21 protein-coding genes are annotated in these 24,494 nt (G+C 73.0%); 15 read left to right on the top strand and 6 right to left on the bottom strand.

Annotation, left to right across the window (positions count from 1 at the left end):
- The first annotated feature begins 14 nt into the window (after positions 1-14).
- Entirely contained in the window at positions 15-1,049 is a 1,035-nt protein-coding gene (locus tag ACIBNE_RS15795; RefSeq protein ID WP_399271753.1) for an agmatine/peptidylarginine deiminase, read from the top strand.
- Between the two features lie 63 nt (positions 1,050-1,112).
- Here ACIBNE_RS15795 and ACIBNE_RS15790 read toward each other — a convergent pair whose 3' ends face one another.
- Entirely contained in the window at positions 1,113-1,274 is a 162-nt protein-coding gene (locus ACIBNE_RS15790; protein ID WP_399271751.1) for an FXSXX-COOH protein, read from the bottom strand.
- A 339-nt stretch (positions 1,275-1,613) separates the two neighbouring features.
- Between ACIBNE_RS15790 and ACIBNE_RS15785 the strand changes: the two genes are divergently transcribed.
- Positions 1,614-2,261 (top strand): TetR/AcrR family transcriptional regulator, encoded by a 648-nt coding sequence (locus ACIBNE_RS15785; RefSeq protein WP_399271750.1) that lies wholly within the window; start codon positions 1,614-1,616, stop codon positions 2,259-2,261.
- Positions 2,262-2,381: 120 nt separating this feature from the next.
- Positions 2,382-3,695, top strand: a complete 1,314-nt coding sequence (locus ACIBNE_RS15780; protein WP_399271748.1) for an MFS transporter — start codon at positions 2,382-2,384, stop codon at positions 3,693-3,695.
- A 51-nt stretch (positions 3,696-3,746) separates the two neighbouring features.
- Here the strand turns inward: ACIBNE_RS15780 and cimA are convergent, their stop codons facing one another.
- Positions 3,747-5,357 (bottom strand): citramalate synthase, encoded by a 1,611-nt coding sequence (cimA, locus tag ACIBNE_RS15775; protein WP_399271746.1) that lies wholly within the window; start codon positions 5,355-5,357, stop codon positions 3,747-3,749.
- A gap of 364 nt (positions 5,358-5,721) precedes the next feature.
- On the bottom strand, positions 5,722-6,909 hold the full coding sequence (argJ, locus tag ACIBNE_RS15770) for a bifunctional glutamate N-acetyltransferase/amino-acid acetyltransferase ArgJ (RefSeq protein WP_399271744.1): 1,188 nt from the start codon (positions 6,907-6,909) through the stop codon (positions 5,722-5,724).
- Positions 6,910-7,066: 157 nt separating this feature from the next.
- Here argJ and ACIBNE_RS15765 point away from each other — a divergent pair, with 157 nt between their 5' ends.
- From ACIBNE_RS15765 to ACIBNE_RS15725, 9 genes are all read left to right on the top strand, one after another.
- Positions 7,067-9,121, top strand: coding sequence for a hypothetical protein (locus ACIBNE_RS15765; protein WP_399271742.1), 2,055 nt, complete (start codon positions 7,067-7,069; stop codon positions 9,119-9,121).
- Between the two features lie 243 nt (positions 9,122-9,364).
- Positions 9,365-10,339, top strand: a complete 975-nt coding sequence (locus ACIBNE_RS15760) for a LacI family DNA-binding transcriptional regulator (protein WP_399271740.1) — start codon at positions 9,365-9,367, stop codon at positions 10,337-10,339.
- Between the two features lie 227 nt (positions 10,340-10,566).
- Positions 10,567-12,276 (top strand): ABC transporter substrate-binding protein, encoded by a 1,710-nt coding sequence (locus ACIBNE_RS15755; RefSeq protein ID WP_399271739.1) that lies wholly within the window; start codon positions 10,567-10,569, stop codon positions 12,274-12,276.
- 6 nt (positions 12,277-12,282) lie between these two features.
- Positions 12,283-13,299 carry an ABC transporter ATP-binding protein gene (locus ACIBNE_RS15750; RefSeq protein WP_399271738.1) on the top strand — a complete coding sequence of 339 codons (1,017 nt, stop codon included), beginning with the start codon at positions 12,283-12,285 and terminating at the stop codon, positions 13,297-13,299.
- A complete protein-coding gene (locus ACIBNE_RS15745; RefSeq protein ID WP_399271737.1) occupies positions 13,296-14,276 on the top strand; it encodes an ABC transporter permease in 981 nt (326 codons plus the stop codon). The genes ACIBNE_RS15750 and ACIBNE_RS15745 overlap by 4 nt, the downstream gene beginning before the upstream one ends.
- A 5-nt stretch (positions 14,277-14,281) precedes the next feature.
- Entirely contained in the window at positions 14,282-15,244 is a 963-nt protein-coding gene (locus tag ACIBNE_RS15740; protein ID WP_399271736.1) for an ABC transporter permease, read from the top strand.
- Entirely contained in the window at positions 15,241-16,239 is a 999-nt protein-coding gene (locus ACIBNE_RS15735; RefSeq protein ID WP_399271735.1) for an ABC transporter ATP-binding protein, read from the top strand. The genes ACIBNE_RS15740 and ACIBNE_RS15735 overlap by 4 nt, the downstream gene beginning before the upstream one ends.
- Positions 16,240-16,408: 169 nt before the next feature.
- On the top strand, positions 16,409-17,800 hold the full coding sequence (locus tag ACIBNE_RS15730) for a GH1 family beta-glucosidase (RefSeq protein ID WP_399271734.1): 1,392 nt from the start codon (positions 16,409-16,411) through the stop codon (positions 17,798-17,800).
- 273 nt (positions 17,801-18,073) lie between these two features.
- On the top strand, positions 18,074-18,823 hold the full coding sequence (locus ACIBNE_RS15725) for an alpha/beta fold hydrolase (RefSeq protein WP_399271733.1): 750 nt from the start codon (positions 18,074-18,076) through the stop codon (positions 18,821-18,823).
- Between the two features lie 32 nt (positions 18,824-18,855).
- Here the strand turns inward: ACIBNE_RS15725 and ACIBNE_RS15720 are convergent, their stop codons facing one another.
- Together ACIBNE_RS15720 and ACIBNE_RS15715 are read right to left on the bottom strand one after the other, a co-directional pair.
- Positions 18,856-19,626: a hypothetical protein gene (locus tag ACIBNE_RS15720; protein ID WP_399271732.1), complete on the bottom strand. Its 771-nt coding sequence runs from the start codon at positions 19,624-19,626 to the stop codon at positions 18,856-18,858.
- A complete protein-coding gene (locus tag ACIBNE_RS15715; RefSeq protein ID WP_399271731.1) occupies positions 19,610-20,890 on the bottom strand; it encodes a hypothetical protein in 1,281 nt (426 codons plus the stop codon). Before ACIBNE_RS15715 ends, ACIBNE_RS15720 begins: the two co-directional genes overlap by 17 nt.
- Before the next feature lie 170 nt (positions 20,891-21,060).
- Here ACIBNE_RS15715 and ACIBNE_RS15710 point away from each other — a divergent pair, with 170 nt between their 5' ends.
- Entirely contained in the window at positions 21,061-21,570 is a 510-nt protein-coding gene (locus ACIBNE_RS15710; protein ID WP_399271730.1) for a hypothetical protein, read from the top strand.
- Positions 21,571-21,578: 8 nt separating this feature from the next.
- On the opposite strand, the gene eno is transcribed toward ACIBNE_RS15710, so the two are convergent.
- The gene (eno, locus tag ACIBNE_RS15705; RefSeq protein WP_399271729.1) at positions 21,579-22,877 is read right to left on the bottom strand and encodes a phosphopyruvate hydratase; all 1,299 of its coding nucleotides are present in this window, start codon (positions 22,875-22,877) and stop codon (positions 21,579-21,581) included.
- A 229-nt stretch (positions 22,878-23,106) separates the two neighbouring features.
- Between eno and ACIBNE_RS15700 the strand changes: the two genes are divergently transcribed.
- Positions 23,107-23,529 carry a MarR family winged helix-turn-helix transcriptional regulator gene (locus ACIBNE_RS15700; protein WP_399271728.1) on the top strand — a complete coding sequence of 141 codons (423 nt, stop codon included), beginning with the start codon at positions 23,107-23,109 and terminating at the stop codon, positions 23,527-23,529.
- Between the two features lie 81 nt (positions 23,530-23,610).
- The gene (locus tag ACIBNE_RS15695; RefSeq protein WP_399271727.1) at positions 23,611-24,396 is read left to right on the top strand and encodes a sporulation protein; all 786 of its coding nucleotides are present in this window, start codon (positions 23,611-23,613) and stop codon (positions 24,394-24,396) included.
- Positions 24,397-24,494 lie beyond the last annotated feature (98 nt).

The following is a 24,494-nucleotide window of genomic DNA, read 5'->3' as shown; positions in this document are numbered from 1 at the left end:
CGGGAACCCCCACGATGAGCACCTTCCGCATGCCCCCCGAGTGGGCCCCGCACGCACGCACCTGGATGGCCTGGCCGGGCCTCAACCCCACCTTCGCCGACGCCGCCGAACTGGCGCGGGCCCGCGAGGCGTGGGCCGCCGTGGCGCACGCCGTGCGCCGCCACGAGCCGGTCACGATGGTCGTCGCCCCCGGCGACGCCGCGTCCGCGCGCGCCCTGCTCGGCCCGGACGTCGACCTGGTCGAGCAGCCGCTGGACGACGCGTGGATGCGGGACATCGGCCCCACCTTCGTGACCGACGAGCGCGGCCGGCTCGCCGCCGTGGACTGGGTGTTCAACGGCTGGGGCGCCCGCAGCTGGGCCCGCTGGGAGCGCGACGCGCTCGTCGCCCGGAAGGTCGCGGCGCTCGCCGACGTCCCCGTGCACCCCTCGCCGCTGGTCAACGAGGGCGGCGGCATCCACGTCGACGGCGAGGGCACCGTCCTGCTCACCGAGACCGTCCAGCTCGGCCCCGAGCGCAACCCCGGCTGGACCCGCGCGCAGGCCGAGGCGGAGATCCACGCGAAGCTCGGCACCACCAAGGCGGTCTGGCTGCCGCGCGGCCTCACCGGCGACCACGCGCCCGACGGCTACGGCACCCTCGGCCACGTCGACATCGTCGCCTCCTTCGCCGCGCCCGGCGTGGTCCTCGCCCACAGCCAGCCCGACCCCGACCACCCCGACCACGCCGTGTGCCGGGAGCTGATCGCCCTGCTCCGCGCCCAGACCGACGCCAAGGGCCGCCCCCTGGAGGTCATCGAGGTCAAGGCCCCCACGGTGACCCGCGACGAGCACGGCGCCTGGGTCGACTACTCGTACATCAACCACTACCTCTGCAACGGCGGCGTGGTCCTCTGCGCCTTCGACGACCCCAGGGACGAGGAGGCGGCGGCCCTGTTCCGCGAGGTCTTCCCGGACCGCGAGGTCACCCTGGTCGACGCGCGCGAGATCTTCGCGGGCGGGGGCGGCATCCACTGCATCACCCAGCAGCAGCCGGCGGCGGGCGCCTAGGGGCGCCGACGTGCGGGTGAAGAGCCGCTCCGCGCGGCAGGATCGCAGCGCGTTCGCGTGGGGCTACAGGGCGGAGTTGAAGGTCGACGCGCGCGTGCGCGCGACGGAATCCGTGGGCAGTACCCGGGCGAGGCGTCGCTTCGCCTCCGGGCTGGTCGTGTCCAGGGCGGCCAGCGGCGTACGGCCCTGGCGGGGAGTGGCGGCCGACGCCGCAGTCGTGGTCATGCCGCCAGTATGGGGGCGGGACCCGCGATGCACCGGGGCGATCGGAGTTCCTGATCGGGGCCCCGCCCGCCGGGCGCTGTCCCCGCGAGGGGGTCCGGCAGACGGGCCCGAGTGCGCCGCAGCCAGCGAGCACGGATGGGACACGGGCAGTGTGGCAGGAGGGTCTGACAGCGGGCCCGACGCGACGAAGGGCCCCCCGCCCGAGGCCGGGAATCCGGCCGACCTCCACGCCTCGCGGTACGCACCCGTCGTGCACCTGGGCCGCGCTTCCCCGCAGCCCGCAGCCCGCGGCGTGTGCCCGGGGGCGCCCCGCCCCCGGGGCTGTCGTACCGTCCCGGTATGAGTTCCGCAGCCCCCGGCACCCCGTCACCCGGCCCGCCCGGTCCTTCCCGCGCGCCCCGCCGCCGCAACAACGCGGCGCCGCCCCGTGAGGTCGTGCTCGGGGCCGCCATGGACGCCATCGCCGAGCACGGCCTGGAGAAGCTGACGATGGCCGGGCTCGGGCGGCAGGTCGGGATGTCCAGCGGGCACCTCCTCTACTACTTCCGTTCCAAGGACGAACTGCTGCTCCAGACCCTGGAGTGGAGCGAGGAGCGCATCGGTGTCGCGCGCCGCACCGCGCTCGCGCGCCGGGCCCCCGTGCGGCGACGGCTCGACGCCTACGTCGAGCTGTACGTCCCCCGGGGCCCCCGCGACCCGCAGTGGACGCTCTGGCTCGAACTGTGGAACAGGGCGCACGGCTTCGACGACGGCGCCCGCGACCGGCTGCTGGCGATCGAGCTCGCCTGGCACCGCGACCTGGTCGCGCTGCTGGTGGAGGGCGGTGTCGGCGGGGCCGACCCGGACCGGCTCGCGACGCGCGTGCGGGCGCTGCTCGACGGCTTCAGCACGCACGTGGCGATCGGGCTGCCGGGCGCGGAGCGGGACGAAGTGCTGCGCAGGGTGGGGGAGTTCCTCGACGAGACGTTCGAGGGCGCGGGGGGCTGAGGGCCTGCGGGCGCCAGCACGTTCCGCAGCCGCGCGGGAACGCAACGTACGCAAGTAGGCCCGATCGTTGCCCCGCGCGGTCTTGTCGCCCCACCGCCCCTTCCGGCACGGTTCGACTCCATGGGACGAGAGCACTGGAAGAAAATCTGGGTCGGTTCGGCCGGCAACATGGTCGAGTGGTTCGACTGGTTCGTGTACGCCACGTTCGCGGTGTACTTCGCGGACTCCTTCTTCCCCAAGGGCAACGACACCGCCAACCTCATGAACACCATGGGGATCTTCGCGGTCGGTTTCTTCATGCGGCCCGTCGGCGGCTGGCTGCTCGGCCGCATCGGCGACCGCAAGGGCCGCAAGGCGGCGCTCACCACGACCGTCACCCTGATGTCCGCGTCGGCCGTGCTGATCGCCGTCGCCCCCACCTACGAGGTCGCCGGGTACGGCGGCGTCGCCGTCCTCATGGTCGCCCGCCTCCTCCAGGGCCTGTCCGTCGGCGGCGAGTACGCGGCCAGCGCGACCTACCTCACCGAGGCGTCCGCCCCCGGCAAGCGCGGCTTCGCCTCCTCCTTCCAGTACGTGTCGATGACGGCGGGCCAGCTCTGCGGCCTCGGCCTGCTGATCCTGCTCCAGCGCACGATGTCGGAGTCCGCGCTGCACGACTGGGGCTGGCGCATCCCCTTCGTCATCGGCGCGCTCGGCGCCGCCATCGTCTTCTACCTGCGCCGCAACATGCTGGAGACGGAGGTGTACGACGAGTCGGGCGCCGCCCAGGACGAGGACCGGGGCACCCTCAAGGCGCTGTGGGGCCACAGGCGCGAGGCGTTCCTCGTCATCGCGCTCACCATGGGCGGCACGGTCGCCTACTACACGTACACCACCTATCTGACGAAGTTCCTCTCCAAGAGCGCGGGCATGGAGAAGCAGACCGCGACGCTCGTCTCGTTCTGCGCGCTCTTCGTCTTCATGTGCCTCCAGCCGCTGGCCGGAGCGCTCTCCGACCGGATCGGGCGGCGGCCGCTGCTGATCACCTTCGCGGTGGGGTCGACCTTCCTCACCGTGCCGATCATGACGATGCTCAAGGGGGCGGACACCTTCTGGAAGGCGTTCGGCCTCGCGCTGCTCGCGCTGGTCGTCGTCACCGGCTACACCTCGATCAACGCCTGCGTGAAGGCGGAGCTGTTCCCGACGGGCGTGCGCGCGCTGGGCGTCGCCTTCCCGTACGCCATCGCCAACGCGCTGTTCGGCGGCACGGCGGAGTACGTGGCGCTGTGGTTCAAGAAGGCGGGCCACGAGTCGGGGTTCTACTGGTACGTCGCGGGGTGCGCGGCGGTGTCGCTGATCGTCTACCTCACGATGCGCGAGACGCGCGACATCGACCTGGGGCGGGTCGGGAAGAAGGCGGCGGCGTCGCCGGAGAAGGCCGCCAGCACGGTGTGACGGCGGCACGAAGGGGGGCGGGCCCGGTCGAGGGCCCGCCCCCGTGCCCCGCTACTCCGTGGGCTCGACGCCCGCGCGCAGCAGCCCGTACGTGTAGGCGTCCTCCAGGGCCTGCCAGGACGCGGCGATCACGTTCTCGCCCACCCCCACGGTCGACCACTCCCGCTCCCCGTCCCCGGTGGTGATCAGCACCCGGGTCGTCGACTCCGTGCCGTGCCGCCCCTCCAGGATCCGGACCTTGTAGTCGACCAGCTCCAACTTCGCGAGCTGCGGATACATCTGCTCCAGGGCCACCCTGATCGCCCGGTCCAGCGCGTTCACCGGGCCGTTGCCCTCCGCCGTGGCGACGATCCGCTCGCCCTTGGCCCAGAGCTTCACGGTCGCCTCGTTCGCGTGGATGCCGTCGGGCCGGTCCTCGACGATCGCCCGCCAGGACTCCGTACGGAAGTACTTCCGCGCCCGACCCGCCGCCTCCGCGCGCAGCAGCAGCTCGAAGGAGGCGTCGGCGGCCTCGTACGTGTAGCCGCGCAGCTCCCGCTCCTTGACGCGCTCCACGACCCGCCCGACCAGTTCGCGGTCGCCGCCGAGGTCGACGCCCAGCTCCTGGCTCTTGAGCTCGATGGAGGCGCGCCCGGCCATGTCGGAGACCAGCATCCGGATGCGGTTGCCGACCAGACCGGGGTCGATGTGCTGGTACAGGTCCGGGTCGACCTTGATCGCGGAGGCGTGCAGCCCCGCCTTGTGGGCGAACGCGGACACGCCGACGTACGGCTGGTGGGTGGAGGGCGTCAGGTTGACGACCTCCGCGACGGCGTGCGAGATCCGGGTCATCTCGGCGAGCGCGCCCGGCGGCAGCACCCGGCGGTCGTACTTGAGCTCCAGCGCGGCGACGACCGGGAAGAGGTTGGCGTTGCCGACGCGCTCGCCGTAGCCGTTGGCGGTGCACTGCACGTGCGTGGCGCCCGCGTCGACGGCGGCCAGCGTGTTGGCGACCGCGCAGCCGGTGTCGTCCTGGGCGTGGATGCCGAGCCGCGCCCCGGTGTCGGCGAGCACCGTGGCGACCACGGCCTGGACCTGCGCGGGGAGCATGCCGCCGTTGGTGTCGCAGAGGACGACCACGTCCGCGCCCGCCTCGGACGCGGCGCGCACGACGGCCTTGGCGTACTCGGGGTTGGCCTTGTAGCCGTCGAAGAAGTGCTCGCAGTCGACGAAGACGCGGCGGCCCCGGGAGACGAGGTACGAGACGGTGTCGCGGACCATCTCGACGTTCTCGTCGAGGGTGGTGCGCAGGGCCAGCTCGACGTGCCGGTCGTGGGACTTGGCGACGAGCGTGATCACCGGGGCGCCGGACTCCAGCAGGGCGTTGACCTGCGGGTCCTCGGAGGCCTTGCCGCCCGCGCGGCGGGTCGCGCCGAACGCGACGAGCTGGGCGTGCTTGAAGTCGATCTCGGCCTTGGCGCGGGCGAAGAACTCGGTGTCGCGGGGGTTGGCGCCCGGCCAGCCGCCCTCGATGAAGCCCACGCCGAAGTCGTCCAGGTGCCGGGCGATGGTCAGCTTGTCGGCGACCGTCAGGTTGATGCCCTCGCGCTGCGCGCCGTCGCGCAGCGTGGTGTCGAAGACGTGGAAGCCGTCATCGACGCGGAAACTGTCGTCTGTGGTCATCCTGCTGAACTCCTGTCGGGTTCGTGGCTCCGGAAGGACTGGCTCCACTTGCCCCCATCTTCGCGTGCGCTCCGGTTTCCGCCGGGGTGGGGCCGGAAAACGAAAAAACCCCTCGCGGGTGCGAGAGGTCTGCGCGCGGGTCTGGGGCACGGTGGTCGACTCCGTACGTGGTGGTACGGGCGATCACTGCGGACCGGCGCGCCTGCTGCCGATAATCATGGCGAACGTAAGCACGGCAGAAGTCTGGCACAGCCCGGCGCGGACGCCGGGGGGCGTCTCAGGATGCGGTCGGCGGGGGTGCGGGGGCGGGCTGCGGGACTGCGGGGGCACGGGGCGGGGGTGCGGCCCCGCACCCCCGCCCGGTTCACGTGGTGTACTCCGCGTTCACCTTCACGTACCCCGCCGACAGGTCGCAGCCGTACACCGTCGCGCTCGCGCCGCCCGTGCCCAGCGTCACTCCGATGTGGACCTCGGGGCGGCGCATCGTCGCCGTGAGGCGGTCGAGGACGTCGTGGTCCGCCTCGCGCGGGTACACCTCGATGTCCCCGAACCGCACCGTGACGTCCTCCGGTCTGATCTCCAGGTCCTCGGGGCGCTCGGTGTTCTTGCCGATCGCCATCACCACCCGCCCCCAGTTCGGGTCGGCGCCGTGCACCGCCGTCTTGACCAGCGGCGAGTTCAGGACGCTCTTCGCGATGCGCTTGGCCTGGCCGTGGTCGCGGGCCCCGGACGCCGTGACGCGCAGCAGCTTCGTCGCGCCCTCGCCGTCCCGCGCGAGCTGGAGGGTCAGGTCCAGGCAGAGGTCCGCGAGCGCCGCCGCGAACTCCGCGCGGTCGACCGGGCCCGCCGCGCCGTTGGCGAGCAGCGCGACCGAGTCGGACGTGGAGGTGTCCGTGTCGACGCTCAGGCAGTTGAACGTGCGGTCGACGGCCGAGCGCAGCGCGGCGTCCGCGTCGGAAGGGGCGAGGGCCGCGTCGGTCACCACGTACGCGAGCATCGTCGCCATGTTGGGCTCCAGCATGCCGACGCCCTTGGCGACGCCCACGATCCGGGCCGGTCCGACCTTGCGCACGGCGGTCTTGGGGCGGGTGTCGGTGGTCATCATCGCGCGGGCCGCGTCCAGCGGGCCGGCGGTGAACGCGGCGGCCGTGACGCCGTCGAGGTGGGCACGTACGGTGTCCATGGGGAGCGGGCGCCCGATGACGCCGGTCGAGCCGATCATCACCTCCTCCCGCGGGACGCCGAGGACCGCGGCGACCTTCGCGACGACCTCGGCGGCGTTCTCCTCGCCCGTGCGTCCGGTGGCGACGTTGGCGTTCTGGGCGAGGGTGACGACCGCGCGCAGCGAGCGCCCCGCCGCGTGGGCGCGGCTCAGCACGACGGCGGGCCCGGCGAACAGGCTCCGGGTGAACATCGCGGCGCTGACGGCGGGCCGGTCGGACGCGATGACGGAGATGTCGTCACCGCCGGGCTCGCGCAGACCGCCGTGACCGGTGTAGGCGCGGAAGCCGGTGGGCCAGGCGAGATCAGCGGCTGCATGAGTATGCTTCATATCGCATATGTTTACGGTTCATTGGGTGCGGTGTCCAGGAAATTCTCGGGCTCGCGACGCGTGTCGGCCGCACAATGGGCGCTTCCGTCGAGTCGGGGGAGGGGTGGGGAGCGCCGTGCCGTCGTTGTCGCTGTCGCTGTCACGGAGGATCGACGCCGTGCCCTGGAGCACGCTGACGCACGCGTACGGGAACGCGGCCGACGTGCCGGGCGCGCTGCGCGCCCTCGCGCACCCCGAAGGCGCGACCGACGAGGAACTGGCCGAGATCCTCGGCGAGTTGGACATGGCGATCTACCACCAGGGCGGCTGCGTCTACTCGGCGGGCGCCGCCGCTGTGCCCTTCCTGATCGAACTGGCCGCCGCGCCCGGCACCGCGCACCGCGCCGACCTCGCCGAGATCATCGGCCAATTCGCCTGCCTCCACAACGAGATGGCCGAGCCCTGGCGCTCCGACGGGAACGCCCGCGCCTGCCGGGCCGCCCTCGTCGCGGGGCACGACACGCTGCTCGCGCTCGTCGCGGACGAGGACCCCGCCGTACGGGCCCAGGCGGGCGGATTCCTCTGGGACTACGCCCGCTGGGCGCCGCGCGCCGACGAGGCGGTCGCCGCGCTCGTCGCCCGCGACGCCGACGAGGACGACCTCGCCCTGCGCACGGCGCTGCGCGCGCAAGGCGCCCGGACGGCGGTCGAGGCCCGGGACGCGGGCGCGGCTTCGGCGCCCGTGCTGCTCGCCGGGGTGCGCGCGCTCCTGGACGCCACCGGGCCCGCCCTGGAGTTCGCCCGGCTCGGCGCGCTGCGGCTGATCGACCCGGAGGCCGCGCCCTGGTGCGCGCTGCTCGGCGTCGCGCTCGCCCCCGTCACGCCGCGCGCCGCGTACCGCGCGTGGCGCGAGGACGGGGCCCGGCTCGGCACGGAGCTGGCCGCGCTGTGCGGCGACGACGACCCCGAGGCGCAGTACGGCATCGTCCGCGTGCTCCTCGCCGACCACCGGGCGCCCCTGCGCACCGGCGCGCTGCGCGCGGCGGGCGACGTACTGCTGCACAGGCGCTCGGCGGCGCACGTGCTTGGCCCGCTGCTCGTGGCGGCCCTCGACGATCCCGAGCCGGTGCACCGCGCCATGGCGGCCGACCTGCTGGCAGCCGTGAACTGGACCGGTCCGGACGGGGATTCGGCCTTCGCGGACCGGCTCGCCGTCCTGCTCGGCGAGGGCGGTGACCGCGCCGCACAGGCCGCCTGGGCGCTCGCCCGCCGGGGTGATTCCAGAGCCGTACCTCTCCTGCTCCGCGCCCTCGGAGAGGGGGAGTGCGCCACCGGGTTCGGGCCGTCCTCGTACTACGGCGGATCGTTCTACTGGTTCCAGCCGCCACCGCTGCGCGAAGCGCTGGTCGCCTGCGCCGCGCACCACCCGGCGCCGCTCGTGCCCGCCCTGCGCGCCGCGCTCGCCACGGCGGCCGACCTGCCGCGCGTCCACCTCCTGTGCGAAGCCCTCGCCGCCTGCGGCCCGGCCGCCGCCGACGCGCTGCCCGAACTGACGCCGCTGCTCGCCACCGCCCACCGCCGCCCCGCGCTCGACGTGATCGAGGCCCTGGGGCCGGCCGCCGCGTCCTGCGCGCCCGCGCTCGACGCCGCGTACGACGCGCTCGTCGCGGAAGGCGACCGGCTCGGCGCGCTCGCCGCCGCACGGGCGAGGTGCGCCGTGACGGGCGAGGCCGCGCCGCTGCTCGCGGCGGTGGACGCCGTGCCGCTGCCGGAGCCCGGCGCCCGCCCGGCCGGGTCCGCGCCCGCTCGGCCCGGCGCGTCCACGGTCTTCGGAGCCGTCGCCGCCGCGCTCGCCCCGCTCGGCCCCGAGGCGGCGGACCGCGTCGCGGCTTGCGCCGACTGGCTGCGCGCCCACGAGGAGTGGTGGCCCACCCACGAGGCGATAGCCGTCGCGGCGGCGCACCGGCGCGTCACGGGCGACGCCGACCTGGCCCGCCGCGTCGTCGCCCGGGTGCTGGAGCGCGGCGCCGCACACTCCTACAGCCCGGTCCAACTCGCCGCGCTCCGCCTCGCCGTGGCGTTGGGCGAGGACGCCCGCCCGCTGGCGCCGCTGCTGCGGGCGTGCGCGGAGGCGGACGTGCGCCTCACGGGCGGCGGCGGGTGGCGCGGCATCGCCGAGGACGAGGAGGCGCGACGGCTGGCCGCCGCCGCGCTCGCCGCGCTCGCCGGGTGACCGGACTCCGAGGCGAGAGTGAACTGCGGATGGGAAGTCCCGTCAAGACTTGACGCGTTCAAAGACTGAACGCACAACCGTGGGAGCGTGCCCACCCGTTGGGATCGTTCGAATCTCGACGTGAACTCTTGACGGCAAACAAGCGCGGCGGTTAACTCACCGCCCAACGCCGGTACCGGTTCCGGAACCGGTACCGAGAGCGCTCTCAAGATCTTCGCACCCGGCCGGCCGAGAGGTCCCACCATGCGCGTCACCATTGCCGACGTCGCCCGCGAGGCGGGCGTGAGCAAGACCACCGTCTCCAGGGTGCTGAACACCAAGGGCGAGGTGGACGGCAGCACGGCCGCCCGCGTTCGTGAAGTGATCGCAAGCCTCGGCTACGTACCCAGTTCGGGCGCGGTCGGTCTGGCCCGCGGCTCCAGCCGCACCATCGGCATGCTGGTGCCCTCGCTGACCTGGCCGTGGATGGGCGAGGTGCTCCAGGGCGTCGTGGACACCGTGGAGGCCGCGGGCTACGGCCTGCTGCTCTTCACCTGCAACCGGGGCGCCGAGTCCGTGGAGCGCTTCACCGGCCAGGTCTCGGCCCGCGCCTTCGACGGACTGCTCGTCGTCGAACCCGAGAACACCCTGGAGACCATCACCGCGCTGCACCGCAAGGGCCTGCCGGTCGTCCTGATCGACGACCGGGGCCACCACCCCGAGTTCCCCTCCGTCGTGACCACCAACCGCGAGGGAGGCGCGTCCGCGGCCCGCCACCTGCTGGCCGCGGGGCGCACCAGGCCCCTGATCGTCACCGGGATCCGCCACTTCGGCTGCGTGCGCGAGCGGCTGGAGGGGTTCCGGGAGGTGTTCCCCACGGACCTCGTGCACGACGGGGACTTCACCGAGCGGGCGGGGCGCGAGGCCGTCGAGCGGTCGATCGCGGCCGGCACCCCGTTCGACTCGGTCTTCGCGCACAACGACCTCAGCGCGGCGGGCGCGGTGCGCGCGCTGCGCGCGGCGGGGCGGCGGGTGCCGGAGGACGTCGCGGTCGTCGGCTTCGACGACATCCCGCTGGCCCGGCACACCGAGCCGCCGCTCACCACCGTGCGGCAGCCGATGCGCGCGATGGGGGAGGCGGCGGCGGGGATGCTGCTCGGGCACCTGGGGGGCGGGCCGGTTCCGGCCGCGCCCGTGGTGCTTCCCACGGAGCTGGTCGTACGGGAGTCCGCGCCGTAGTTCCTCCCGGGGCGGGACGGGGCGGGGCGGGTCCCGTCGCCTGTGCGGGCCCTCCCTCCCCGGTCGTTCGTCGCCTGCGGCGCGCGCCCCGCTCCCGCGCAGTTCCCCGCGCCACCGAAGGGGCGCCCCGCTGAACGGGCCCGTTCGGCACGGGCCGCCCGGGGGCGCGGGCGGCCCACCGCTCAGCCGCAGTTCACATCCGCCACCACCCGACTCCTGGAGCCCTCATGCCCACGCACCCGCAGTCACCGCGGCCGGTCGCCGCGAAACCGTACTCCCCAAAGCTCCGGGTCCTCGCCGCCGCGCTCGCGGTGGGCGCCCTCGCCGTCGGGTGCTCCGACGCCAATTCCGACGCCAACCGCTCCAAGGGCCGCGCCGCCGGCGTCCTGACCCTCGGCAAGCCGGACGGGCCGCAGACCAACAACAGCAACCCGTTCCTGAACACCTCCGCGGGCGCGGTCCACGGCTACCGCTACATGATCTACGAGCCGCTGGCCATGACGAACATGATCAGGCCGACCGACAAGGCCGACCCCTGGCTCGCCACCGACTGGAAGTGGGAGGCCAACTTCACCAGGGTGACCTTCACGCTCGACGCCCGCGCCAAGTGGCAGGACGGCAAGCCGCTGACCGCGGACGACGTCGCGTACACCTTCGAGCTGCTGAAGAAGCACCCCGCGCTCAACGGCAACGGCATCCCCTTCGACGGGATAGCCGTCCGGGGCGAGCGGGTGGTGCTCACCTTCAAGGAGTCCCAGTTCGTCAACCAGAACAAGATCATCCAGACGTTCGTCGTGCCCAAGCACATCTGGCAGGGCGTCAAGGATCCCGCGACCTGGCCCAACCGCAACCCGGTCGGCTCGGGCCCGTACAAGATCAAGACCTTCACCCCGGCGACCGTCACCCTCACCGCCACGCCCGCCTACTGGAAGGGCGAGACGCAGGTCAAGGAGCTGCGCTACACCAGCTACAACGACAACAGCGCCCAGACCACCGCGCTGGCGAGCGGCAGGACCGAGTGGTCGTTCGTGTTCATGCCCAACTACAAGCAGCTCTTCATCGCGAAGGACCCCGAGAACCACAAGCTGTGGTTCCCCTCCGGACTCGGCATCCACGGCCTGTGGTTCAACACCACCCGCGGCCCCCTCGGCAACCCCGCCCTGCGCAGGGCCATCGCGATGGTCGTCGACCGCAAGGCCATCCACGTCCAGGCCGAGGCCACCCTCTATCCGGAGATCACCAACCCGACCGGCATCCCGCTGCCCGCCGGAGAGCCCTTCCTCGCGCCCGAGTTCAAGAACGCCACCACGGCGCCCGACGTCGAGGGCGCCAAGAAGGTGCTCAAGGACGCCGGGTTCACGCTGGAGGGCGGCACGCTCAAGGACCCCGGAGGCAAGCCGGTCAAGCTCACCTTCACCGACCCGGCGGGCTGGAACGACTACATCACCACGCTGTCGATCATCAAGGACAACATCAAGCCCCTCGGCATCGAGGCGCGGGTCAAGACGCAGACCGCCGAAGCCTGGGGCGCCGACCTGGCCAACGGCGACTTCGACGCCACGCTGCGCTGGACCAACAGCGGCGCCACCCCCTACGACCTCTACCAGAACGTCATGGACGGCGCGCTCCTCCAGCCGATCGGCACGAACGCCCCGCTCGGCAACTTCGGCCGCTTCGACAGCCCCGAGGCGACGAAGCTGCTGAAGCGGTACGCGAACGCCACCGACGACGCGACCCGTACGGCCGCCATGAACGGCCTCCAGAAGATCATGGTCGAGCAGGCGCCGATGGTGCCCACCGCCGCCGCCCCCATTGGCGCCGAGTACTCCACCAAGAACTGGACCGGCTGGCCCACCGAGGCCGACCCGTACGCCCCGCCGCAGCACACCCAGCCGACCTCGCTGGAGATCGTGCTCCGCCTGAAGCCCGCGAAGTGACCGGCCATGACTGAACCGGTCACCACCGAAACCGTCCTCGAAGCGCGCGGCGTCACCAAGCACTTCCCCGTCCGCCGCACCGGCCGCGACCTCGCCACCCGCACCCGCCGCACCGTCCACGCCGTCGACGACGTCTCCCTGGAGCTGCGGCGCGGCACCGTCACCGCGCTGGTCGGCGAGTCCGGCTCCGGCAAGTCGACCGTCGCCCGCCTCCTCGCCCAGCTCCACCCCCTCACCTCCGGCGAGATACGGCTCCACGGGGCACCGGCCGAGGCGGGCCGGGGCCGCGCCTTCCGGGCGTACGTCAAACAGGTCCAACTGATCCTCCAGGACCCCTTCGCGTCCCTGAACCCCGTCCACACCGTCCGCTACCACCTCACCCGCTCCCTGAAGATCCACGGCAGGGGCGCCACCGAGGAGAACCTGCACGCACTGCTCGAACGGGTCCAGCTCACCCCGCCGGAGAGCTACGCCGACAAGTTCCCGCACGAGCTCTCCGGCGGCCAGCGCCAGCGCGTCGCCATCGCCCGCGCGCTCGGCGCCGACCCGCAGGTCCTCCTCGCCGACGAGCCGGTCTCGATGCTCGACGTGTCGATCCGCCTCGGCGTGCTCAACCTGCTCAAGGACCTCAAGGAGCGGCTGCGCCTGGCGGTCCTCTACATCACCCACGACATCGCCTCCGCCCGCTACTTCGCGGACACCACGCTGGTGATGTACGCGGGCCGGATCGTCGAGGGCGGCGACAGCGAGACCGTCACCCAGCGCCCCGCCCACCCCTACACCCAGCTCCTCATCGCCTCGGCCCCCGACCCCGACCGGGTCGCGGACCCGGGCGCGGCGGACGAGGCGGACGGCGGCGAACCGCCCTCGCTGATCTCCCCGCCACCCGGCTGCCGCTTCCACCCCCGCTGCCCCAGGGCCATGGAGCGCTGCCGCACCGAACTCCCGCCGCGCTTCGACCTCGCGGCCGGACAGTGGGCGGCCTGCTGGCTGTACGCGGAGGAAGGGACGGGCCCGCGGTGAAGTACGTGCTCCAGCGCCTCCTCTTCTACGCCTTCACCGCCTGGGCGGCCGTCACCATCAACTTCCTCATCCCGAGGATGATGCCGGGCGACCCGGTCCAGGCCCTGATCGCCCGCTTCCAGGGACAGTTGGACACCACAGCCGTCGACTCGCTCAAGGCCCTCTTCGGCCTCGACGAGAACCGCTCGCTCTGGCAGCAGTACACCGACTACTGGTCCCACCTCATCGACGGCGACCTCGGCCTGTCCTTCACCTTCTTCCCGACCCCGGTCGGCGAGGTGATCGCGCAGTCCCTGCCGTGGACCCTGGCCCTCGTCGGCATCACCACCCTGATCAGCTTCCTGCTCGGCACCGGCATCGGCGTGTACAGCGGCTGGCGGCGCGGCTCCTGGCTCGACGGGCTGCTGCCCGTGACCACGTTCATCTCCGCCATCCCGTACTTCTGGCTCGGCCTCATCGCCATCGCGCTCTTCGCGGTGAAGTGGCCGCTGTTCCCGGCGGCCGGGGGCTACGACAGCTCGCTCGTCCCCGCCTTCGACGTGCCGTTCGTCTCCAGCGCGCTCTACCACGGGGTGCTGCCCGGCGTGACGATCGTGCTCAGCGCGATCGCCGGCTGGATCCTCGGCATGCGCAACATGATGGTGACGGTCTCGTCCGAGGACTACGTGACCGTCGCGCACGCCAAGGGACTCTCCGAGCGGCGCGTGATGTTCTCCTACGCCGCGCGCAACGCCGTGCTCCCCAACATCTCGGGATTCGCGCTCTCGCTCGGCTTCATCGTCGGCGGCACGCTGCTGGTCGAGATGGTCTTCTCCTACCCCGGCATCGGCTACCAGCTGTTCCAGGCGGTCGGCGCCAAGGACTACCCGCTCATGCAGGGCGTCTTCCTGATCATCACGCTCTCCGTGCTCGCCGCGAACCTGCTCGCCGACATGGTGTACGTCCTGCTTGACCCCCGTACCAGGAAGGAGGGCTGAGCGCGATGCGGCTGAGATTCCTGCGCGGCGGCAAGACCCTCACGGGACTGGCGATCCTCGCGTTCTTCGTCCTGCTGGCCGTGATCGGGCCGTGGATCGCCCCGTACGACCCGGACGGGATGAGCGACGAGATCCTCCGGCCGCCGTCCGCCGACCACTGGTTCGGCACCACGCAGACCGGCCAGGACGTGCTCTCGCAGATCCTCGTGGGGACGCGGGGCGTGCTGGTGGTCGGCTTCGTCGCGGGCTTCTTCGCGACGGTGCTCTCCGTGCTGGTCGGGGTGAGCGCCGGGTACCTCGGCGGGCTCGCCGACGAGGTGCTGTCCGCGCTGTCCAACGTCTTCCTGGTCATCCCGGGACTCCCGCTGATCATCATCATCGCGAGCTTCGTCTCCGACACGGGGGACCTGCTGATCGCGGCGGTGATCGCGCTGACGTCCTGGGCGTGGGGAGCGCGGGTGCTGCGCGCCCAGACGCTGTCGCTGCGCCGCCGCGACTACGTGGAGGCGGCGCGCGCGACGGGCGAGCCGACCTGGCGGATCGTCGTCTGCGAGATCCTGCCCAACCTGACGGCGGTCATCGCGTCCGGCTTCGTCGGCACGGTCGTCTTCGCGGTGCTCTCCGAGATCACCCTCGCCTTCATCGGCGTCGCCGACATCTCCGACTGGAACTGGGGCACCGTCCTGTTCTGGGCCCAGTCCAACCAGGCGCTCGCCCAGGGCGCGTGGTGGTGGTTCGTCCCGGCCGGCCTGTGCATCGCGCTGCTCGGCACCGCCCTCGCGCTGATCAACTTCGGCATCGACGAGTTCGTGAACCCCCGGCTGCGGACCTCGCGGGGCGGGGCGGCGGGGAAGGGGAGAGGGAAGGGGAAGGGGAAGGAGAAGGAGAAGGTGCGGATGAAGGTCGGTTTCACGCCCGTGGTGCGTACGGAAACCGTGGTGCGTACGGAGAAGGAGCCCGCCCCGTGACCGGACCGGTCCTCACCATCGAGTCCCTGAACGTCCACTACGGTACGGGCGCGGGCGCCGCGCACGCGCTGCGCGACGTCGACCTGACCCTGCGCCGGGGCGAAGTCCTCGGCCTCGCGGGGGAGTCGGGGTCGGGCAAGTCCACGCTCGCGTACGCCGTGACGCGCCTGCTGGCCCCGCCGGGGGTGATCACGGGCGGGGAGGTCCACTACCACCCGCGCGGCGGCGCGCCCGCGCTGGACCTGCTGGCCATGACCCCGGCCGAGCTGCGGGCCTTCCGCTGGCAGGAGCTGTCGATCGTGTTCCAGGGGGCGATGAACTCGCTCAACCCGGTGCACACCGTGCACAGCCAGCTCGACGACGTGCTCAAGGCGCACCGCCCCGGCACGGCGCGCGCGGCGCGGCGGGCGCGGGCGGCGGAACTGCTGACCCTGGTCGGCATCTCGGCCGACCGGCTCGGCAGCCATCCGCACCAGCTGTCCGGCGGGATGCGGCAGCGCGTGATGATCGCGATGGCGCTCGCGCTGGAGCCCGAGGTCGTCATCATGGACGAGCCGACGACGGCGCTCGACGTGGTCATGCAGCGCCAGATCCTCCGTCAACTGGTGCGGCTGCGGCGGGAGTTGTCGTTCTCCGTCATCTTCATCACGCATGACGTCTCGCTGCTCGTGGAGTTCTCCGACCGGATCGCGATCATGTACGGCGGGCGGATCGTGGAGGAGGCCGGGGCGGCGGAGATCTACCGGGATCCGAAGCACCCCTACAGCGAGGGGCTGCTGCGCTCGTTCCCCGCGCTGCGCGGCGAGCGCCGCGAGTTGGCGGGGATCCCGGGGGCGCCTCCGCACCTGGCCGCGATGCCGCCGGGGTGCGCGTTCCACGTGCGGTGCGGGAAGGCGCTGGCCCCCTGCGGGGAGCGGGTGCCGGAGCTGGGTTCCCCGGTGGGGGAGGGGGCCCGGCGGGTCGCCTGCTGGCTGCACGCGGAGGCGGCGGTGTAGCGCGGGTGCGGGGTGCCCGTGGCGGGCCCGCCGGGGGCGGGCGGGTGCGCGCGGCATCCGCCCCGCCACCGGGCCGCATCCGCCCACCCGCACCCGCCGCCCCACCCACCCCCTCGCCCTCGCCCGCGCCCTCGTCCCGACCGTCCGAACAAGAAGGAGCCCCGCCCCCGTGAACCTCGTCCCTCGTCCCGTCCCCCACCTGCCCCGCTCCTTCCGCTGGGGCGTCGCCACCGCCGCGTACCAGATCGAGGGCGCGGCCGCCGAAGACGGCCGCACCCCCTCGATCTGGGACACGTACTCCCACACCCCCGGCAACACCGCGGGCGGTGACACCGGAGACACCGCCTGCGACCACTACCACCGCATGCCGGAGGACGTCGCCCTCATCAAGGGCCTCGGCGTCGACACGTACCGCTTCTCCCTCTCCTGGTCCCGCCTCCAGCCCCACGGACGGGGCCCGGCCAACCCCAAGGGCGTCGCCTTCTACGACCGCCTCGTCGACGAACTCCTCGCGAGCGGCGTCACGCCCTGGGTGACCCTCTACCACTGGGACCTCCCGCAGGAGCTGGAGGACGCGGGCGGCTGGCCCGCCCGCGACACCGCGTACCGCTTCGCGGACTACGCGGCCCTCGCCCACGACGCCCTCGGCGACCGCGTCGCCCACTGGACCACCCTCAACGAGCCCTGGTGCTCGGCGATGCTCGGCTACGCGTACGGCGACCAGGCCCCCGGCCGCCGCGACTTCCCCGCCGCGGTCCGCGCCGTGCACCACCTCCTCCTCGGCCACGGCCTCGCGGCCGAGCGCGTCAGGGAGGCCGCCCACACCCGGGACCACCCCCTCGAACTCGGCATCACCCTCAACCTGGGCACCGCCACCCCCGAGCACGACACCCCCGAGGACCGCGACGCCTGCCGCCGCGCCGACGGGCTCGGCCGCCGCGTCTACCTCGACCCGCTGGTCAAGGGCGTCTACCCGCAGGACGTCGTCGCCGACCTCGCCGCCCATCACGGCGCCGAACTCCCCGTCCGGGACGGCGACCTGGAGACCATCTCCGCCCCGCTCGACGTCCTGGGCGTCAACTTCTACCGGGGCACCCTCTTCTCCGGCCGCACCGAGGACGGCGCCCTCCAGGACGAGCGGGGGCGCCCCGTCACCCGCGCCGTCGAGCGCGACCTGCCCCGTACCGCCATGGACTGGGAGATCACTCCCACCGCGCTCACCGACCTGCTCCTCTCCCTCCAGAAGGAGTACGGGGTTCCGACCGTCATCACCGAGAACGGCGCCGCGTTCGAGGACACCGTCGGGGCCGACGGCGAGGTGCACGACGCCGACCGCACCGCCTACCTCGCCGACCACATCGACGCCGTCGCCGAGGCCCGCGCCCAAGGGGCCGACGTCCGGGGGTACTTCGCCTGGTCGCTGCTGGACAACTTCGAGTGGTCCTACGGTTACGCCAAGCGCTTCGGCATCGTCCGCGTCGACTACGACACCCAGCTGCGCACCCTCAAGGACAGCGCCAAGTGGTACCGCGACACCATCCGGCTCACCCGGGAGGCGTGACACCAGGGAGGCACGATCCCGCCGTGCGCCCCCGCCCTCGCCTCCGCCCCCGCCCCCGCCCCCGCCTCCGCGCAGGGCATCCCCGACGTCGCCGCTGCGTTCGAGCGGGGGCCCGTCCACGTCGGCCCCCGCGCCGCGGCCCAGCTCCCCGCCGTCTATCCGGCCGACAGGGCGGCTTCTGACCTCCGGCCGCTGTGGAAAATACCCGGCGCCCCCTGCCCCCGCCGGGTACCCTCGTGCCTCCGTCGAGCTTGATCAACAGGGGGACAGACCGTGCGCAGTGCCGTGGTGACGCCCGAGGGCGATGCGATGCGTTGGGTGGAACTGCCGGGGGACGGGCCCGCCAGGGTGTACGTGCACGGGCTCGGCGCGACCGCCCCCGCGTACTACGCCGCGAGCGCGGTGCACCCGCTGCTGGCCGGGCGGCGCTCCCTCCTGGTCGACCTGCTCGGGCACGGCCACAGCGACCGGCCGACGCACTTCGACTACACGATGGAGTCCCACGCGGACGCGCTCGCCGAGGTGCTGCGGGCGGCAGGGGTGACGGGCGCGGAGCTGGTCGCGCACAGCATGGGCGGGGCGGTGGCGATCCTTCTGGCCGTGCGCCACCCGGAGCTGGTCTCGCGTCTGGTGCTGGTCGACGCCACCCTCGACCCGGTCGAGCCCGCGCCCGGCGGAAGCGCCGCGGGGATCGCGTGGTACTCGGAGGAGGAGTTCCTGGCCGGGGGCTGGGAGCGGGTGCGCGAAGCGGTGGGGGCGCACTGGTGGGCGACGATGCGACTGGCGGGCCGCGAGGCGCTGCACCGCAGCGCGGTGCACCGGGTGCGCGGGACCGAGCCCGCGCTGCGGGAACAGCTGGCCCGCCTCGACGTCCCGAGGACGTTCCTCTTCCCGGAGGAGGACGGGCCGCTCCCCGGCGCGGCGGAGCTCGAAGCGGCGGGCGTGCGGGTCGTGGCGGTGCCCGACTGCGGGCACAACATCATGCTCGACAACCCGGACGCCTTCGCGGCGGCGGTGGCCTGAGGACCCGCGCCCGGGGGGCCGGGAGCGGGCCCTCAGACGGGCGGCAGCAGATCGCTCCCGCTGACGGTGTACGTCAGCGGGGGATAGCCGAAGTCCGTCTCGTGGTTCTCGCGGCGCCGCAGCCGGTAGAACTCCCGCCGCTGCTCCTCGTCGGCCGTCACGAGCCGCGCCCCCTGCGGGAGGTGCGGCTGCCCGTCGCGGAACCGGACGAGGGTCTTCGACGTACGGAAGGTCACGCCCAGCCATTCGTCGTCGGCCGCCCGCCCCGCCGCGTCCAGCACGATCTTGTGCCTGAGCAGCCGGTTCGACGCGACGGAGAACACGACGAAGCCGTGGTGGGCGAGCGGGACCTCGTACGTCCCGCCGTCCGCCCCCTTCGATTCGACGACCAGCTTCCGCGGCGCACCCGCCCCGGCGTTCCGGTAGCAGGAGAAGACCGCGATGTACGAGTCGGCGGCCAGGTCGAGGGCCTGGTCGCTGTGGCCGCCCATGGTGGCGTAGGCGTTCGTGTAGCGCTCGGCGAGGGCGTTGTTGAAGCCGACCGGGAGCGCCGCGCGTTCCCTGACCTGCCGCGCGAGGCGCTCGTGCACCGCCCCGAAACGCTGCGCCGGGCAGCCGTACTGGGTGGTGGTGCGCACGAGGGGCACGCCGCCCGCCTCGTCGACCCTGGTGAGCACGGCGCCCCTGCGGCCCTTGCCCACGTCCTCCCAGCGGATCGACGCGGACAGTTCCGCGAAGACGTTCTCCTCGGCGGGCAGGTCGTACGGGAGGACCAGGTCCGCGATCCTAGGCGCGGGGAGCAACGTAGTCCCCCTGGTTCATGCTGAAGGGGAACGCGTCGCCGTAGTCGACGAAGGACGAGGTCCTGTTCTCCTCGGCGTACAGCCTGCGCAGCTCGTCCATCCCGGCCGGGGTGGGCGGTTCCAGCTCCACCAGGCCTTCGGCCCGCTTGAGGAACGTGCTGCCGTTCTTGTGGACGGCTTCGGCGCTCGAACAGCGCACCACGTATCCCAGCCGGGTCGGGAGCAGCCCGGCGTCCAGCCCCGAGGGCCGGATCTCGTGCGTGTACAGGCGGTTGGTGGACAGCGGCACGAAGAGCACGGAGCCGGGGTGGAGGGTCAGGGTGAACTGCGCGGGCAGCGCGGTCCCGTCGGTCTCCGCGGCCGGATCCTTGAGGCGGAAGCGGAGCGAGGTCAGCGCGCTGACCCCGTTCACGCCGTGGTCGAAGCCGTCGTCGGCCAGGGGACGCAGCCGGTCGAGCCCGTCGTAGAAGGTGCAGAAGGCCATGATGCCGTCCGCGGGCATGTCCTTGGTCTTGTCGGCGTGGGACGAGATCCTGGCCTTGGACTGCTTGCGCTCCGCCGTGGCGAGGGTGTTGTGGTAGATCTGCGCGAGCACGTGGTTCAGCGGCGCGTGGTCCCGGAACACGGCGGCGGCCTCGCGGTTCAGGGCGTCGACGACGTGCGTGTCGGTCGGGCGGAAGCCCTCGGTCGGCCCCGAGAGGTTCGTGGAGCAGCGGAGCAGGCGGAAGTGCAGCTCGTCGCCGTCGCGCGTGACGGGCGTCAGGTAGATGCCGCTGCGGTGGGCCGTGCCCGGCTTGGTGGACTCCGTCAGGGACTGGAACTCGTGCTCCGCGCGGATCCGCCCGAAGTGGTCGGCGCCGGGCTCGAAGAAGCGGGGGTAGTAGACCCCGACGCCGTGCGCGCGGAGGGGGACCCGGCCGATGCCTACGGTGGTCCAGGGCCCGTCGCCGTCCTCGCGGTGGCCGTGCGACAGCTCGCGCACGACGAACACCCGCTCCGCCGTGCGCAGTCGGCCTCCGTCGACCGCGGACGCGTCGCCGCACAGGTAGACGGTCTTGCCCGCGAGGCCGGACGGGTCCGGGGCGAGGTCGTCCGGGGTGACCACGGACCCGAAGAAGTCCCTGACCAGGCCGGCGCCCCGCGCGGTGTCGCGCACCGAAGAAGGCGCGACCAGGACGTTGTCCGCGTCCTCGATGCGGGCCTCCTTGTCCTCGATGCGGGCCTCCTTCGGCTCCGCCGCGTGCTTCGGCTCTGTCGTGTGCATCGGAAGACGCCCGTCGTTCGTGGATCTCGGTGGACTGCCCGCAGTGGACCGCCCGAAACCGTGGACATGCTATCCACGCCCCCCTGGTGGCTCCCGGTTCCCTGGGGCACCATCGTGCGTGCACCGCCTGCCACCCCCCACGTGTGCCCCACACCCCGCAGGAGGCCACCATGAGAATCCGTTCCGCACTCGGCACCCTCACCCTGCTCGCCGCCACCCTCCTTGCCCCCGGCTTCGGCGTCCTCACCGCCGCGTCCGACGCGCAGGCCGCCACCAGGATCAGCCATGCGACCGCGACCTCGATGTTCCGCTCCTCCGGCATCACCTGGTCCTCGTCCGGTGGCTGTTCGGACCGCAACCGGCCGACCTGCACGTCGTTCGAGCAGCTGAACCTCGACACGGCGAAGGGCGCGCAGACCCTCAAGAGCGCCACCGGCTGCGCGCTCAACATCACGGGCGGCACCGAGACCGGCCACGCCGGCGGCACGTACTCCCACTGGAACGGCTACAAGCTCGACTTCGGCAAGAGCACCTGCGTCACCAACTACGTCAAGAACACCTTCACCTACATCGGCCCGCGCGGGGACGGCGCGCCCCAGTGGCGCTCCGGCTCCGGGAACGTGTACGCGGACGAGGGCAACCACTGGGACGTCACCTACTACAACTGCGGCGGCTGCTAGGGCCCGCCCTACGCCCGGCGCAGCGCCGAGCGGCCCGCGTAGCGCGCGTGGTCGCCCAACTCCTCCTCGATGCGGATCAGTTGGTTGTACTTCGCCGTGCGGTCGGAGCGGGAGAGCGAGCCGGTCTTGATCTGGCCGCAGCCGGTCGCCACCGCGAGGTCCGCGATCGTGGTGTCCTCCGTCTCGCCCGAGCGGTGCGAGACGACGGCGGTCCAGCCCGCCCGGTGGGCGGTGGCCACCGTGGCCAGCGCCTCGGTCAGGGTCCCGATCTGGTTGACCTTGACCAGGACCGAGTTGCCGATGCCGGTGCGGATCCCCTCGCGCAGCCGCGCCTCGTCGGTGCAGAACACGTCGTCGCCGGTGAGCTGGCAGCGGTCCCCGACCCGGGCGGTGAGCTCCCGCCAGCCGTCCGGGTCGTCCTCCGCCATGGGGTCCTCGACGGAGACGATCGGGTAGGCGTCGATGAGCCCGGCCAGGTAGTCGGCGTGCTCGGACGGGGTGCGGCGCACCCCCTCGCCCGCGTAGTCGTACACCCCGTCGCGGAAGAACTCCGACGACGCCGGGTCCATGACCAGGCCGATGTCCGGGCCGGGGCGGTAGCCGGCCCGCTCGACGGCGGCCGTCACGAAGTCGAGCGCCTCCTCGGCGGTGCGCAGCGCGGGCGCGAAGCCGCCCTCGTCGCCGACGCCGGTGGAGTGCCCGGCGGCCAGCAGGTCGCGGCGCAGGGTGTGGAAGACCTCGCTGCCCATGCGTACGGCCTCGGCGAAGGTGTCCGCGCCCACCGGCGCGATCATGAACTCCTGGAAGTCCAGCGGATTGTCGGCGTGGGCGCCGCCGTTGACGATGTTCATCATCGGCAGCGGCAGGAGGCGGGCGCCCGCGCCGCCGAGGTAGCGGTAGAGGGGCTGGCGGTGGGCCGCCGCGGCGGCCTTCGCGGCGGCGAGGGAGACGCCGAGCACCGCGTTGGCGCCGAGCCGGGACTTGGCCGCCGTGCCGTCGAGCGCGATCAGCGCGGCGTCGAGCCCCGCCTGGTCCGTCGCGTCCCGGCCGCGCACGGCCGCCGCGATCTCCCCGTTGACGTGCGCCACCGCGCGGTCCACGCCCCTGCCGTGCCAGCGCGCGGGGTCGCCGTCGCGCAGCTCCACGGCTTCCCCGGCGCCCGTGGAGGCGCCGGAGGGGACGGCCGCGCGGCCCGCGGACCCGTCCGTCAGGACGACGTCGACCTCCACCGTGGGGTTGCCCCGGCTGTCGATGATCCGGCGGGCGGTCACGGTCTCGATGGCGGGTGCGGCCACCTGTACGGACATGGGAGTTCCTTCCCGTGGTCGGGTGCCGGGCCCCGGCTGCGACAGCGCTGGCGCTGAGCCCGACGCGATGGAACAGTACAGCAATGCTGCTTAGTTTTGCTGTTCAGTTTCGCTGAACAGCATTGCTGTGCGAACCGTCGCGACCGGGGCGCGCGCCGCCCGCGGCCATCGCGCACGTCGCCCGCACGTCGCCCGCACGACCCCGCTGACCAGCGGGGTAAAGTGCCCTATGCCCACCCCGGAAGCCGCCGCCATCGCCGTCGAACTGCGCACCGCGATGGGCAAGCTCACCCGACGCGTCAAGCACGAGGACCGCATCCCGCTGGGCCAGGCCGCCGTCCTCGGCACGCTCGACCGCAACGGCGCCATGACCACCAGCGACCTCGCCGCCGACCAGCGGGTGCGTCCCCAGTCGATGGCCAGGTCGGTGGGGCTGCTCATGGAGCAGGACCTGGTCACCCGCAGGGCGCACCCCACGGACGGCCGCAAGTCGCTGGTCGAGCTGTCGGAGGCGGGCCGGGTCGCGCTCGAAGCGGAGCGCGGCCGCAGGGCCGGTTGGCTCGCGCGGGCCATCGAGGTCGAACTCACCGACGAGGAAAGGGCGTTGCTGGCGCGGAGCGCCGCCCTGCTGGAGCGGCTGGCCGCGCACTAGCCCCTCCGGGGACGCCTCCGGAACCGCCCCGCTGACCAGTGGCTATGCTGCGCCCCAGATGTTTCGGGGAGGGGACACGCCATGGTTTTCCGCAAGCTGTTCGGGTGGGGGAAGAACGACGCCGCCGATCAGGATCCGCCGGAGATCGACACGCAGATCTCCACGGTGACCCTGCTGCCCGGCCGTGAGGTCGAGGGGGAGATCCTCCTCAAGGGCGGCGGCGCGGGCCTCAAGGTGAACCACCTCAAGCTGGAGGTCGTCGCCAAGGCGCTCACCTACGACGGCGGCTCCAGGGAGCGCTACGTGGACCGGCTGAGCGCCCGCCGCAGCAGCCTGGAGGTCGCGGCGGGCGCCGAGGAGCGGATCGCGTTCAGCGGGAGCCTGCCCTGGGAGTGCCCGGTCACGGAGCTCGCCGGCCGGGCGCTCGGCGTCGACGTGTCGCTGACCACCAAGCTCGACTGGGAGTCGGACTCCCCGGTCAGGGACCTGGACTTCCTGCACATCGCGGCCCCGCCGCTGTACGAGGCGGTGCTGGACGAGTTCGCGCAGGAGGGGTACTTCGTCGACGGGTCGCAGATCGTCGACTCGTACATTCCCGACGCAGAGGCCCGCAGGAGCCTGCACCAGATCTTCTTCCTCGGCGACCCCGCGCGCGGCCCGGAACAGTTCGGGGAGCTCGAAGTGGTCTTCCACCAGAACGTGCTCGGCGCGACGGTCCACGTCCGCCGCGCCGCCCGCGCCGAGCACTCGTGGTCGAACAAGCCCCCGACCCGGGTCTTCCAGGCCGCGCACCACGAGGTGGGCGAGGCCGACTTCGGCGAGCGGGTCCGCGCGACGCTCACCGCGATCACGCTCATGGGGCGCTGAGGCACGGGCCCCGGGAGGCGAAGGGTCCCGGGAAGGCGCGGGGGCGAAGGGCCCAGGGAAGGCCCGGGGCGCAGGCCCCCGGGGAGGGGCCGGGCGCA

Origin of the sequence: Streptomyces sp. NPDC050504 (assembly GCF_044458065.1) — a bacterium.
In the GTDB taxonomy this organism is placed as follows: Bacteria; Actinomycetota; Actinomycetes; order Streptomycetales; family Streptomycetaceae; genus Streptomyces.
This window is presented reverse-complemented; position numbering and strand designations above follow the sequence as displayed.

Excerpts from the sequence above, each read along its gene's own strand:
- argJ (WP_399271744.1), bottom strand. The coding sequence starts at position 6,909 with ATGAAGCATACTCATGCAGCCGCTGATCTCGCCTGGCCCACCGGCTTC.
- ACIBNE_RS15780 (WP_399271748.1), top strand. The coding sequence starts at position 2,382 with ATGGGACGAGAGCACTGGAAGAAAATCTGGGTCGGTTCGGCCGGCAAC.
- ACIBNE_RS15695 (WP_399271727.1), top strand. The coding sequence starts at position 23,611 with ATGGTTTTCCGCAAGCTGTTCGGGTGGGGGAAGAACGACGCCGCCGAT.
- ACIBNE_RS15700 (WP_399271728.1), top strand. The coding sequence starts at position 23,107 with ATGCCCACCCCGGAAGCCGCCGCCATCGCCGTCGAACTGCGCACCGCG.
- ACIBNE_RS15755 (WP_399271739.1), top strand. The coding sequence starts at position 10,567 with ATGCCCACGCACCCGCAGTCACCGCGGCCGGTCGCCGCGAAACCGTAC.
- ACIBNE_RS15750 (WP_399271738.1), top strand. The coding sequence starts at position 12,283 with ATGACTGAACCGGTCACCACCGAAACCGTCCTCGAAGCGCGCGGCGTC.
- ACIBNE_RS15740 (WP_399271736.1), top strand. The coding sequence starts at position 14,282 with ATGCGGCTGAGATTCCTGCGCGGCGGCAAGACCCTCACGGGACTGGCG.
- ACIBNE_RS15715 (WP_399271731.1), bottom strand. The coding sequence starts at position 20,890 with ATGCACACGACAGAGCCGAAGCACGCGGCGGAGCCGAAGGAGGCCCGC.
- eno (WP_399271729.1), bottom strand. The coding sequence starts at position 22,877 with ATGTCCGTACAGGTGGCCGCACCCGCCATCGAGACCGTGACCGCCCGC.
- ACIBNE_RS15710 (WP_399271730.1), top strand. The coding sequence starts at position 21,061 with ATGAGAATCCGTTCCGCACTCGGCACCCTCACCCTGCTCGCCGCCACC.
- ACIBNE_RS15785 (WP_399271750.1), top strand. The coding sequence starts at position 1,614 with ATGAGTTCCGCAGCCCCCGGCACCCCGTCACCCGGCCCGCCCGGTCCT.
- ACIBNE_RS15790 (WP_399271751.1), bottom strand. The coding sequence starts at position 1,274 with ATGACCACGACTGCGGCGTCGGCCGCCACTCCCCGCCAGGGCCGTACG.
- cimA (WP_399271746.1), bottom strand. The coding sequence starts at position 5,357 with ATGACCACAGACGACAGTTTCCGCGTCGATGACGGCTTCCACGTCTTC.
- ACIBNE_RS15795 (WP_399271753.1), top strand. The coding sequence starts at position 15 with ATGAGCACCTTCCGCATGCCCCCCGAGTGGGCCCCGCACGCACGCACC.
- ACIBNE_RS15760 (WP_399271740.1), top strand. The coding sequence starts at position 9,365 with ATGCGCGTCACCATTGCCGACGTCGCCCGCGAGGCGGGCGTGAGCAAG.